The 12259-nt window shown below is 72.5% G+C and carries 12 protein-coding genes; 8 read left to right on the top strand and 4 right to left on the bottom strand.

Annotated features, from left to right (window positions below):
• Positions 1-29: 29 nt before the first annotated feature.
• A complete protein-coding gene (locus ACN9M0_RS16715) occupies positions 30-860 on the bottom strand; it encodes an oxidoreductase (protein ID WP_366036966.1) in 831 nt (276 codons plus the stop codon).
• An 88-nt stretch (positions 861-948) separates the two neighbouring features.
• Here ACN9M0_RS16715 and ACN9M0_RS16710 point away from each other — a divergent pair, with 88 nt between their 5' ends.
• The 4 genes from ACN9M0_RS16710 to ACN9M0_RS16695 all read left to right on the top strand — a co-directional run bounded on the left by ACN9M0_RS16710 (position 949) and on the right by ACN9M0_RS16695 (position 3777).
• Complete coding sequence (locus ACN9M0_RS16710; protein ID WP_399699310.1) at positions 949-1848, top strand: LysR family transcriptional regulator; 900 nt, start codon at positions 949-951, stop codon at positions 1846-1848.
• Positions 1849-1922: 74 nt separating this feature from the next.
• Entirely contained in the window at positions 1923-2546 is a 624-nt protein-coding gene (locus ACN9M0_RS16705) for a DUF6232 family protein (protein ID WP_366036964.1), read from the top strand.
• Positions 2543-2884 (top strand): hypothetical protein, encoded by a 342-nt coding sequence (locus ACN9M0_RS16700; protein ID WP_366036963.1) that lies wholly within the window; start codon positions 2543-2545, stop codon positions 2882-2884. Before ACN9M0_RS16705 ends, ACN9M0_RS16700 begins: the two co-directional genes overlap by 4 nt.
• 386 nt (positions 2885-3270) lie before the next feature.
• A complete protein-coding gene (locus tag ACN9M0_RS16695) occupies positions 3271-3777 on the top strand; it encodes a DinB family protein (RefSeq protein ID WP_366036962.1) in 507 nt (168 codons plus the stop codon).
• Between the two features lie 68 nt (positions 3778-3845).
• On the opposite strand, the gene ACN9M0_RS16690 is transcribed toward ACN9M0_RS16695, so the two are convergent.
• Complete coding sequence (locus ACN9M0_RS16690; RefSeq protein ID WP_399699313.1) at positions 3846-5699, bottom strand: serine/threonine-protein kinase; 1854 nt, start codon at positions 5697-5699, stop codon at positions 3846-3848.
• Positions 5700-5747: 48 nt separating this feature from the next.
• The gene (locus ACN9M0_RS16685; RefSeq protein WP_366036960.1) at positions 5748-7310 is read right to left on the bottom strand and encodes a substrate-binding domain-containing protein; all 1563 of its coding nucleotides are present in this window, start codon (positions 7308-7310) and stop codon (positions 5748-5750) included.
• Positions 7311-7515: 205 nt separating this feature from the next.
• On the opposite strand from ACN9M0_RS16685, the gene ACN9M0_RS16680 reads away from it, so the two are divergent.
• A complete protein-coding gene (locus ACN9M0_RS16680) occupies positions 7516-8457 on the top strand; it encodes an NADP-dependent oxidoreductase (RefSeq protein WP_366036959.1) in 942 nt (313 codons plus the stop codon).
• Positions 8458-8607: 150 nt separating this feature from the next.
• Complete coding sequence (locus ACN9M0_RS16675; protein ID WP_426403829.1) at positions 8608-9258, top strand: FMN-dependent NADH-azoreductase; 651 nt, start codon at positions 8608-8610, stop codon at positions 9256-9258.
• 45 nt (positions 9259-9303) lie between these two features.
• Here the strand turns inward: ACN9M0_RS16675 and ACN9M0_RS16670 are convergent, their stop codons facing one another.
• On the bottom strand, positions 9304-9948 hold the full coding sequence (locus tag ACN9M0_RS16670) for a TetR/AcrR family transcriptional regulator C-terminal domain-containing protein (RefSeq protein ID WP_366036958.1): 645 nt from the start codon (positions 9946-9948) through the stop codon (positions 9304-9306).
• Between the two features lie 66 nt (positions 9949-10014).
• Here ACN9M0_RS16670 and ACN9M0_RS16665 point away from each other — a divergent pair, with 66 nt between their 5' ends.
• Together ACN9M0_RS16665 and ACN9M0_RS16660 are read left to right on the top strand one after the other, a co-directional pair.
• A complete protein-coding gene (locus tag ACN9M0_RS16665) occupies positions 10015-11277 on the top strand; it encodes a beta-ketoacyl-[acyl-carrier-protein] synthase family protein (RefSeq protein WP_399699318.1) in 1263 nt (420 codons plus the stop codon).
• Positions 11278-11366: 89 nt separating this feature from the next.
• Positions 11367-12257: a glycoside hydrolase family 19 protein gene (locus ACN9M0_RS16660; protein WP_366036956.1), complete on the top strand. Its 891-nt coding sequence runs from the start codon at positions 11367-11369 to the stop codon at positions 12255-12257.
• Positions 12258-12259: the final 2 nt, after the last annotated feature.

Here is a 12259-nt window from a genome sequence, read left to right as displayed (position 1 = left end):
TCGCCGGGTGCGGGCCCTTCTCGTGTCCGTCAGGCGTCGAGCTTGGTGTCGCGGCCGGTCTTCTCCCAGGTCGTGAGGTCGCCCCGGACCTGGTCCAGGTGGGCCAGGATCGTGTCGATCGAGTCGTCGCCGAGGGCGAGGCGGAGGGGGGTCTCGTCGGCGTTCAGGGCCGTGAGGACCGCCGCCGCGGCCTTCGCCGGGTCGCCGGCCTGGGTGCCGCCGCCGGTCTGGACGTAGGCGCGCGTGGCGCCCACCGTGTCCGCGTAGTCGGCGATGCCCTCGCCGCTCAGGCTGTGGTTGCCGAAGAGGCTGGTGCGGAAGGCGCCGGGCTCGACGATGAGGACCTTGATGCCGAGCGGTCCGACCTCGGCGGCGAGTGCCTCCGACATGCCCTCCAGGGCGAACTTCGTCGCGCTGTAGGCCCCGAAGCCGGCCATCGACATCTGGCCGCCGACGCTGCTGAGCTGCACGATCGCGCCGGAGCGGCGGGCCCGCATGTGGGGCAGGACGGCGCGGGTGAGGGCCGCGGGGCCGAAGACGTGGACGTCGAAGAGGGAGCGCAGCTCCTCGTCGGCGGTCTCCTCGACCGAGCCGACGTGGGTGCGGCCCGCGTTGTTGACGAGGACGTCGACGCGGCCGTGGCGCTCGACGAGCGCGGCGACCACGCGGTCGACCGCCGCCGTGTCGGTGACGTCCAGGGCGACCGGGTCGACCTGGTCGGGATGGGCGGCGACCAGGTCGTCGAGGGTCTCGGTGCGGCGGGCCGCGGCGACGACGACGTCGCCGGCGGCGATCGCGGCCTCGGCGAAGGCGCGCCCGAATCCGCTGTTGGCCCCGGTGATCAGCCAGACCTTGCTCATGTGCGTATCCCCCTGTGGTGTGGTGGTGCAACAAGCTTGTGGCAGAAGGGCGTTGTCCGTCCAAGATCCGCCGTGATAACCGTTGGGCATGGATGTGCACGGGCGGGATCTGCGGTACTTCCTCGCGGTCGCCGAGGAGCTCCACTTCACGCGGGCGGCCGAGCGGCTGTACGTCTCGCAGCCCGCGCTCAGCAAGCAGATCCGGGCCCTGGAGCGGCAGCTCGGCGCGCCCCTCTTCGACCGGGACCGGCAGGGCGTGGCCCTCACCTCCGTCGGTACGGCCCTGCTGCCGCACGCGCGGGCCGTGCTCGGCGCGTGGGAGGAGGGCCGGGAGGCGGTGCGGCGGGCCCGGGCGGCGGCCGACGGCACCCTGGTCGTCGGGATGAGCACGAGCCCCGGCCGTGGCGGGCTGCTGCCCGCGATCCGGTCCCGGTTCACGGAGGCGCACCCCGAGGCGCGGCTCAAACTGCGCCAGGTGGGCTGGGAGGACCCGACGGCGGGCCTGGCGGACGGCACCAGCGATGTGGCGTTCGTGTGGCTGCCGTTGGCGGGGGCGGATCGCTTCCGCTGGGTCGTCGTGGCCACCGAGCCCCGGCTCGTGGCCCTCCCGGACACCCACCCGCTGGCCGCCCGCGACAGCCTGGACTTCGCCCAGCTCCTCGACGAGCCCTTCCTCGCCCTCCCCGACACCGGCCCCGAACTCCGCGACCACTGGCTGGCCGTGGACGCCCGCGGCGGCCGCCCGCCGGTCGTCGGCGCCGAGATCGCCAGCGCGGACGAGACGTACGAGGCGCTGGTCGGCGGCCTCGGCATCTGCCTGGTCGCCGCCGGGAACGCGCCGCTCCTCACCCGCGGCGGCGTCGTCATCCGCCCCGTCCGCGGCGTCACCCCCAGCCGCTTCGCCCTCGCCTGGCGCGCCGCCGACCCCCACCCCCTGGTCCACGACTACGCCCGCGCGGCGGCCGAAGTCGTACCGCAGGAGGCCTGAACTCGCCTTGTGCCGACGGGGCGTGGAGCGCTTAATGAGGCTCCACTTCAGCCCGTCACCGCACAGGGAGAGGCATGGGAACACCAGGCCCGCCGACCACACCGCCACCGCCGCCGTCCCACCCGCCGCGTTCCGGAATCGTCGCGCCGACGTCTCTTCCGCTGGTCATCAGCAAGCGGCTGCTCTGGGTGAGCGGGGCGGCCTATCCGCTGGAGAACATCGTCCGCGTCTACACGTTCGTGCTCCGGCCCCGTAAGGCCGAGGCCGTCCGCGTGTTCGTGAAACGAGTCGTGCTCACGCTGCTCGTGGCGCTCGGGATCGGCCTCTTCGCGTTCCTCGCCAACGGGTTCAGCTCGGGCCAGGAACCGTCCGCCTTCGTCGGCTTCCTGCTGCAGACGTCCTTCCTCGGCGTCCTCGGCGCCCTGATCTGGGCCCTGGTCGACATGCTGACCGTCGTCACCGCTTCCTCGCACGACGTGCTGGCCATCGAGACGAACGGCCGGTCGACCGCCATGGTCTCCGGGGAACGCCGGTACCTGAACGAACTCGTCGTACGGATCGCGTCCGCGATCGACGAACCGGACGCGGAACTCACGGTCTCGGTGGGGGCGCTCACGATCAGCAACCCCAGCAACTACTACTTCGGCGACGCCGTGAACATCTACGGCGGCGACGGCCACACGGGAGTGTCCAAGTGACGAGCGGAAACCACCACTACTACGGCGACGCGGTCAACATCCACGGCGGCCAGGGCCACACCGGAATCGTCCACAACCACCACGCCCCGCAGGCGAACCTGGACGAGACGCTGCGGGCCGTCGTGGAGCTGGCGAAGGCGCTGCGCGGCGAGGTGCCGGAGGAGGACCGCGCCTCCATCGACGACGCGCTGCCCGTCCTCGCCGACGGCCCGTCCGCCGAGCCGGTTGCCCGGCGGCGCTCGCTGATGGCGCTGGCGGCGATCGCCGCGACCGTCGGCGCGATCGGCCAGCCGCTCCTGGACTCCGTCCGAGCCGCCCTGGAACTCCTCGCCCACTAGCCCCACCGGCGAACGCACGCCACGCCGCCCGGCCACCACCCGAACCCGCGCCGCGGGCTCCGCGCGCCCGCGCCGGCCGGGCGGTGCGCCGCCCACTCCCGTGTGCCCACCCGTCCCGCAGGGCGGGACGGGTGGGCACACGGGACGGCGCCCTTGGCGGCGCCTCCGCCCCTTGTTCCTTGACCCGCACCCCCGGGGAGCCGCACGACGTGGTGCGGGTCCGGGCGCGGAAGCCTCTGGCGCCGGCAAGGGCGCCGTCCGTTGTGCCCACCCGTTCCGCCCTGGGGGTCCCCCCGGACGAAGTCTGGGGGAGGAACGTATGCCCACAACGGGGGCGGTGGTAAATGCCTCGACAGTCGTCGCCGTGATCGGGGACGCTTCGCGCGATGACCAGAATCGATGACACGCCGCCCGCATGGGACGACCGCACCCAGCTCACCACGTTCCTCGACTACGCGCGCGACACCGTCCGCGCCAAGTGCGAGGGCGTCTCCGCGGCGAACGCCCGCAAGGCGCTCCTGCCCGGCTCGCCCCTGATGACCCTGAGCGGACTGGTCAACCACCTCCGCTGGGTCGAGTACTACTGGTTCCAGGTGGTCTTCCTCGGCGAGGAGGACCAGGGTCCCTGGACCGAGGAGGACCCCGACCGCGAGATGCGGATCGCCGTCGACTTCCCGCTCCCGCAGCTGCTCGACGAGTACGCCGCACAGAGCGCCCGCTACCGCGAACTGGTCGCCGGCAGGAGCCTGGACGACAAGGCGGCGCGAGCCGTCCGCGGCGGCCTTCACGTCGACCTGCGCTGGATCCTCCTCCACCTCACCGAGGAGACGGCCCGCCACAACGGCCACCTGGACATCCTGCGCGAGATGCTCGACGGCACGACCGGCGATTAGAGCCCGTCCGACGGATCAGGGTCGGACAGGCCGGGCAGGCCGGGCAGGCCGGGCAGGCCGGGCAGGCCCTAGTCCCGTACGAACTCCGCCGGTTCGCCGTCCGCGGACATCCCGTACACCTGGAGCCGTTCCTTGCCCTGGTCCTGGACGATCCGGAGGTTGCTGGAGCCGTTCTCGGCGCAGTCCGGGTCCCAGGTGTCCGGGTCGCGGGTCTCCGGGCCGATGACGAGCAGGGAGCCCGCGCCGCCGACGACGGCGGTGGTCGCGCAGCGGATGTCGCCGGAGAGCTGGTTCCCCTGGTCGTCCATGCGCGGGTACGACTGCTCGAAGCGCACGAGCGGTGCGCCGACCGGGCCCTGGGTGATGGTGACCTCGTAGGTCCAGCGGTCGGGGTCGGGCTGGGTCACGGTGTCCGGCGCCTGCTTCCAGGTGCCGACATACGCGGCGGGGATGACGTCCCTGCCGGCCTTGACCCGCTGGAAGGTGCTCTTGGCGACGCCGGAGCCCCATTCGACGACGTCGGTCGAGCGCAGGGTGAGGGTCTGGCGGGCGGCCGGGGTGCAGCGCTGGGCCGGCACGCTCTCGGTGATCTCGGCCTCGCCGAGGACGAGTTCGCTGTCGGTGGCGGAGATCAGGGTGGCCCGGCCGATGCAGAGCTGTTCCCCGGTGACGTGGGTGTAGACCGCGGCCTTGGCGCCCGCCGGGCCCTGGCTGATCTCGATCCGGCTGGTCTCGTAGGGGGCGTCCGGCTTGCCCTTGAGGACGCCTTCCCAGGCGCCGAGGAAGGCGGCGGGGACGATCCCGGCGGCGGGGCGGGTGGTGTTGACGGTGCCGTTCTTGTGGCCGTCGCCGGTGGCCCCGCCGCTTCTGGGCCAGTACGTGTACGCGGCGCCGGCAGCCGCCACCAACACGAGCGCCGTGACGGCGGCGAGCAGCGCGGTACGGCCCCGGCGCCGCGGCGCGGCGGCTGCGGGTGCCGTACCGGCCGCCCCCGTAGGCGGCGGGGGAGTCCCGTACTCCGGCGTGCTGCTCCCCTCCGCCTCGAGGAGCCGCGCCGCGTGCCGTCCGAGCCGCGCCAGGACGTCCGCCGGGAGCCAGGGTTCCGCGACCGGGAGGGTGTCGACGATCTCGGTGGCGCTGGGCCGGGCCGCCGGGTCCTTCGCGAGGCAGGCCCGGATGAGTCCGGAGAGCTCGGGCGGGAGGTCCGTCAGGTCGGGCTCGTCGTGGGCGATGCGGAACATGGTGGCGTGGACGCCGCTGTCCGCCGTGCCGAAGGGTGCGCGGCCGGTCGCCGCGTACACGAGGACGGAGCCGAGGCAGAAGATGTCCGACGCGGGCGTGACGTGGTCGCCGCGCACCTGCTCGGGCGACATGAAGCCGGGGGAGCCGACGACGGCCCCGGTGGTGGTGAGGTTGCCGCCGTCGGCGACCGCGTCGACGGCGCGGGCGATGCCGAAGTCGATGATGCGGGGCCCGTCGACGGTCAGCAGGACGTTGGACGGCTTGAGGTCGCGGTGGACGAGCCCGGCGGTGTGGATGTGGTCGAGGGCGCGGGCGAGCCCGGAGGCCAGGGCCCGTACGGTCGTGGGCGGCAGCGGTCCGAACTCGTCGCCCACCACGGTCCGCAGCGAAGGCCCCGGTACGTATCCGATGGCGACCCACGGCGAGTCGGCGGTGGTGTCCGAGCCGAGGACGGGCGCGGTGCCGGTGCCGCCGACCCGTTCGAGGGCGGCGACCTCGCGGGCGAACCGGCGCCGGAACTCGTCCTGGGCGGCCAGTTCGGCGTGCACCACCTTGACCGCGACGGTCCGCCCGCCGGCCGAACGCGCCAGGAACACCCGGCCCATCCCACCGACCCCGAGGCGGCCGATCAGACGGAACGGGCCGACGCTGACCGGATCTTCCGCGTTCAATGACTCCACGTCGCCAGAGCATGCCAGACGGGAAGATCGGCCGTCCCGGGAGGCGGATCAACCCTTCCCGCAGACCGGCAGCCCCTTCGGGGTCGCGCAGGGCAGGTGGCCGTGGGCGCTGATGACGTCCTGGCCGCGGCCCGACCGGAGGTACGTGAGGAAGCTGGAGGTCAGGGAGTCGGCCGGCGGCAGGCCCCAGGTGTAGGCGTACTCGATCTCGCGGTACGGATAGCCGGACCCGCCCAGCTCCTCGACGACGGGCCGCCGTCCGTCGACGGCCACCCGGTGCAGGCCCGTCCGCCCGTCGGTCGCGCGGAGTTCGGAGTAGCCGACGGCGCCGGGGAGTTTGGCGACGGTGGTCAGGACCTGTTCGGTGGAGTCGAGTTCGCAGCGGATCACCTTCGACGTGGGGTCGTCGAGCGTCAGGCAGTCCTGGGAGGAGTTGGCCGGCTCGTTGCGGCCGAGGACGCGGCGCTGGAAGACCTGCCGGGTCCCGGAGTTGGCGTCCCGGCTGACGAGGAGTACGGGCTGGTCGACGCTGGGGACGATCTGCTTCCAGTTGGTGATCTCGCCGCGGTAGATCCGCCGGACCTGGTCGAGGGTGAGGTCGTCGACGGGGATCCCGTCGTGGAGGACGAGGGTGAAGAGGGAGACGGCGAGCATGTTCTCGCGGAGCTCCGGGAAGCCGCCCGGCTTGTGCCCGTCGGAGAGCGCGATGACGGCGGGCGCGCCCTTCGCGCCGTTCGCCCCCGCCTTCGCCCCCGCTTTCACCCCGGCCTCGGCGAGCTCCCGGATCCCGGCGGTGGAGCCGTGCACGTCCACGGTCACCGTCGAGCCCTCGCAGTCCTCCTCGTACTGCTTCGCCGCCTCCCGCAGGGCGGGGGCGAAGGCCGTCGAGCCGGTGACGGTGAGGGCGCCCCGGGCGCAGCCGATGGGCGGCGGGTCCTGGTCGCGGACGATGACCGCGGCCAGGGCGACGACGCAGGCGGTGAGGACGACGGTGACGGTCCGGGCGGTCGGGCTGAACCTGGCCGGTTTCTCGTCGGGGGTGGTGCTCCGGTTGCGCCGGATGGAGCCGCCCTGGAGGCTGCCGCCGATCTTGACGTCGCGGTCGGCGATGCCGCCGGAGAGCTGGACGAGCAGCTTGAAGTACTGCCCGCGCTCCAGGGCCACCTTGGGGACGAGGACCGCGCTCTCGTGGCGGCCCAGTTTGGGGTCGCGCTCCAGGTCGTCCCGGATGGAGACCCAGCCGGCCGGGACGGTGGCGACGACGCCCTGCACGGTCCGGGTGCCGAAGGTGATCTTCAGCCCGTGGGGATCGGTGGAGGCGCCGTAGTCCTCGGAGCCGATGTCGAGCTCCCGGTCGTTCTCGATGCGGAGGAGGACGAGGGTGGAGCCGTTGGCGGGCGGGGCCATGCCCACCACCTGGCCCTCCCGCACGGTCATGACCTCGCTGTCCTGGTTCTCCTCGCGGTGGAGCGGGGTGTTGAGCTGGACGCGGAAGCCGAGCCGCTTGCGCTGCGGCGAGAACCGGTCGATCCAGACGACGGCGAGCGTGACCAGGACACCGACGAGGGCCGTCCCCACGGCGATGACGTTCTCAGCGGTCATCCACTCCATGGCCGGGACGGTACGGACGCCTGTGCGAGGGTGCGGGCGACGTAGCGGGCCGCCACGTGGACTTCGCCGTTCGTTCAGAAACGACTGTCCGGAGAACGGCCACTCGGTCGGAAACGACTACTCAGGTGGACGGACAGAGGTTGCTGGGGGGTGTGGAGCGTGGGTGTAATGGCCACGAGGGGGCCTTCCGTCTGAGGAGTACCCCATGCGTGTCGTCGAAGTGACCGCCTACGGCGGACCCGAGGTCCTCAGAATGGCCCGCCGGCCGGAGCCGGAGGCCGGGGCCGTGCCGGGGAAGGTACGGGTGCGCCTGAAGGCGGCCGGGGTGAACCAGGCGGATCTGCGGATCCGCGCGGGCCGGTACGCCGATGCGGTCGGCGACCTCAGGCCCCCGTTCGTCCTGGGGACGGACTTCGCGGGCAGGCTGCTCGACCCCGTGCCCGGCATGCCGCCCGGCGCCCGTGTGGCCGGCTTCGTGCCCTGGTTCGAGATGCTGACCGGTGACGGCACGTACGCCGAGGTCATCTGGGCCGCCCCGGAGTGGCTGGCCCCGATCCCGGACGACGTGGACTTCACCGTGGCCGCGTCTCTCCCCCTGGCCTCGGCCACCGCTCAGCAGGGCCTCGAACGGCTCGATCTCCCGGCGGGAGCCGCGCTGCTCGTGACCGGTGCGAGCGCGGTGGTGGGCCGCCTGGCTGTCCAGTACGCCCATGCCGCCGGACTGCGCGTGGTGGCCGTCGCCTATGAGGGTGACGAGCCCGAACTGCGGGTCATCGGCGCGGACCACGTCGTCACGCGCGGCCTCCCGGAGGACGTGGTCGCGAAGGTGCTCGCGGGCGACCCGGACGGGGTGGACGCGGTCTTCGACGGCGCGCTCGTCGGTGGCGCGCTCCTCCCGGTGCTCAAGGAGGGCGGCGCCTTCGCCGCGCTCGCCCCCGACCGGGTTCCGACGGCCGAGCGGGGCATCCGCGTCGAGGCCGTCCGGGCCGTGCCGGACGCGGACCGGCTCGCGGAGAGCCTGCGGAAGGTGGCGGACCGGGAGCTGATCACCCGGGTGGCCGACGTGATGCCGTTGGAGGAGGTCGCGGAGGCGCACCGCAGGGCGGAGGCGGGGCACAGGCCGGGCCGCATCATCCTGATGATCTGAACCGCGCGGGATCCATGGGGATCCCGCGGGCCCCATGGGGGTCGTGATCCAGGTCACAGACGCGTCCGCTGGACCTCAACTTTGGTTGAGGAAACAGGATCTCTCTTGCCAGCCAAGAACGCGAACTGTGAGACCCAGGAGACGATCCCCATGGCCACGCTGCTGCACATCGACACGTCCTTCGACGGCGAGAAGTCCCACTCCCGCGCCGTCACCGCCGCCTTCCGCAAGGCCTGGGAGGCGGAGCACCCCGAGGGGACGGTGATCTACCGCGACCTCGCGACGGAACCGATCCCGCATCTGGACGCCGCCGCCTACTACGCCGGCGGCACCGCCCCGGCCGACCGGTCGCCGGAGGAGCGGGCCGCGTTCGCCCTGCGCGGGAAGCTGATCGAGGAGGCCGAGCAGGCGGACGTGATCCTGCTCGGCGCGCCGATGTACAACTACACGATCCCCTCCACGCTGAAGGCGTGGATCGACCACGTCTTCCTCGTGGGCCGCACCTCGGTGACCGAGAACCCCTCGCTCGCCGGCAAGCGGGCCGTCGTCGTCGCCAGCCGCGGCGGCTCGTACCGCGAGGGCACGCCGATGCACGGCAACGACTACGTCGAGAACTACCTGCGGATGGCCCTCGGCAAGGGCTTCGGCCTGGACGTCAGCTTCATCGTCCCCGAGCTGACCCTCGCCCCGTTCGTCCCGGCGATGGCCGGCCTCATCCCGCTGCACGAGGTGTCCCGTACGGAGTCGCTCGCGGCGGCGGAGTCCCTGGCGAAGGAACTGGTCGTGCAGCTGGCCGCGTAGCGGCCGGCCCCGCCGGACGGGCCTTGGGGCCCGTCTGACAGATCGCTAGCGCTCGGGTTCGTCGTGGAGGGTCAGTGCTCCGGCGAGGTCGAGTTCGGCGACCGTGCCCTGTGCCCCGGCGCGGACGAGCAGCACCGCGCCGAGCGCCGTGCTCCAGAACGTCCTGGCCTCCACGCCGAGCGGTCGGCGCGTCCTCCAGCCGCGGCTGTCGACGAGCCGGCCCACGAAGCGCTCGGACTGCCGGAACAGCAACTGGAGGTGCCGGTCGACCACGGGGGCGAGTTCGGGCTTGGAGATCGCGGCGGCGAGTGCCCGCGCGACCGGGGGCAGCGAGGGCATCGCCAGGACGGCCCGGGCGACGTTGCGCCGAAACGCCGCCGCGTCAGGGGCCTGGAGGCCGATGCGCTCGATCCGCCGGGCGTCGTGCAGCAGTCCGAGGAAGGCGGCGTGCACGAGCAGCGAGTCCTTGGAGCCGAAGTAGTAGGTCACCTGATTGGGGAAGACGCCGGCCGCGTTCGCGATCTCCGCGACGCTCACCTCGGCGCCGGGCCGCTCCTTGCAGAGCTGAGCGGTCGCCTCGATGAGCCGGCGCCTCGTCGCACGACCGCGGTCACGCGACCGAGCGGACGTCGACCGCGCCGACGTTGATCGAGTCGATGCCGGTCGCGCTTCGGTTCGCTTCTTCTCCACACCCGAATTGTATGTGATACAACAAGGCTCGTTCGTTTGTATCGCATACAAGAAAGGTCCCAGGGCATGCACCGGACTGAAGTCGTCGTGACCGGACTCGGCGCGATCACGCCCCTCGGTGGAGACGTGGAGTCCACCTGGGACGCCCTGCTCGCCGGCGAGTCCGGCATCCGCGACGGCGTCCTGCCCGGCCACGAGGACGTCGGCCTTCCCGGTACCGTCGCGGGAACGATGGCGGTCGACCCCGCCGGATCGCTGCCGCCGGCGCAGGCCAGGCGGCTCGACCGCTCACAGCAGGCAGCCCTCGCCGCGGCGGCCGAAGCCTGGGCCGACGCCGGTGCCCCGCGGGTGGACCCGGACCGGCTTGCGTCGGCGATCGGCACGGGCATCGGAGGCGTACGGACGCTGCTGAAGGAGGACGACGTACTGGAGGCGTCCGGGGCGCGGCGCGTCTCGCCCCGCACGGTCCCGATGCTCATGCCCAACGCGGCGGCAGCGCTGATCAGCATCGAGTACGGCGCACGGGCCGGGGTCTACACGCCGGTCTCGGCGTGCTCCTCCGGCGCCGAGGCGATTGCCCTCGGGGCCAGGCTCATCCGTGCCGGCGAGGCGGACGTGGTCATCGCGGGGGGAACCGATGCCGCGATCACCCCGATCACCGTCGCCGGCTTCGTCCAGGCACAGGCGCTGTCGCGACACACCGGCGAACCCGCCTCGGCCTCCCGGCCGTTCGCCGCGGACCGCAGTGGATTCGTCCTCGGCGAAGGCGCGGCCGTCGTCGTGCTCGAAAGCGCCGCACACGCCGCCGCCCGAGGCGCCCGCGTCCACGCGGTGCTCGCGGGCGCCGGCATCGCCGCCGACGCTCACCACATCACGGCGCCCGCTCCCGACGGCTCCGGGCAGATCTCGGCCATGCGGAAGGCCCTCGCGCAAGCCGGCCTGGCGCCCGGGCAGATCGGCCACATCAACGCCCATGCCACCGGAACTCCCGTCGGCGACGTCGCCGAGGCGCGCGCGATCGGGGAGGTCTTCGGCCGGGCCACCGTGACGGCCCCCAAGGCGGCGCTCGGTCATCTCTTCGGCGCCGCCGGGGCGATCGAGGCGCTCATCGCCGTCCTCAGCGTGAAGTACGGCGTCATCCCGCCGACCCGCAACCTCACCGAGGCCGGCGTCGCTCCCGACATCGACCTCGATGTCGTCGCGGAGCGACGGGACGTCCCCCAGGAAGCCGTGCTCAGCAACTCCTTCGGCTTCGGCGGGCAGAACGTCTCCCTGATCGTCGCCGGCGCACGGCACGACGCGTCCCGCACGGTGCCGACCACGCCGTGACACGACTTCTGGTCTAGACCTTGACAGGTTCAGACCAATCGCGTTTCGCTGTGGCTTCCCACCCGGACCCCACCCGGAAGGAAGCACGCATGCTGCGTAAGTTGGCCACCCTGATGGCCGCGCTCTGTACGGCCGTCGGTCTCGCCGTACTCCTCCCCGCCGCCCCGGCCGGAGCCGCCCCCGCCTGCGTCGGCGCCTGGAACTCGGGCAGCGTCTACACCGGCGGCATGACCGCCTCGTACAACGGCCACAACTGGTACGCCAAGTGGTGGACCCAGAACGAGCGCCCCGGCTCCTCCGACGTCTGGCGCGACGAGGGCGTCTGCGGCACCGGCGGGGGCGGCACGGACCCGAACCCCTCCGGATTCGTCGTCTCCGAGGCCCAGTTCAACCAGATGTTCCCGAACCGGAACCCCTTCTACACGTACGCCGGCCTCACCGCCGCCCTCGCCTCCTACCCCGGCTTCGCCACCACCGGCAGCGACACGGTGAAGAAGCAGGAGGCGGCGGCTTTCCTCGCCAACGTCTCCCACGAGACGGGCGGCCTCTACTACATCGTCGAGCAGAACACCGCCAACTACCCGCACTACTGCGACACGAGCCAGCCCTACGGCTGCCCCGCCGGCCAGGCCGCCTACTACGGTCGTGGCCCCATCCAGCTCTCCTGGAACTTCAACTACAAGGCCGCCGGTGACGCCCTGGGCATCGACCTGCTCAACAACCCCTGGCGGGTCGAGCAGGATCCGGCCGTCGCCATGCAGACCGGCCTCTGGTACTGGAACACCCAGAACGGCCCCGGCACGATGACCGCCCACAACGCCATGGTCAACGGCGCGGGCTTCGGCGAGACCATCCGCTCCATCAACGGCAGCCTGGAGTGCAACGGCGGCAACCCGGCCCAGGTCCAGAGCCGGGTCACCACGTACCAGCAGTTCACCCAGATCCTGGGCGTCCCCGCGGGGGCGAACCTGTACTGCTAGCG

Source organism: Streptomyces sp. R-07 (genome assembly GCF_049913175.1).
Classification (GTDB): Bacteria; Actinomycetota; Actinomycetes; order Streptomycetales; family Streptomycetaceae; genus Streptomyces.
The sequence above is the reverse complement of the archived record's forward strand: the minus strand, read 5'-3'. Positions and strand labels throughout refer to the sequence as shown.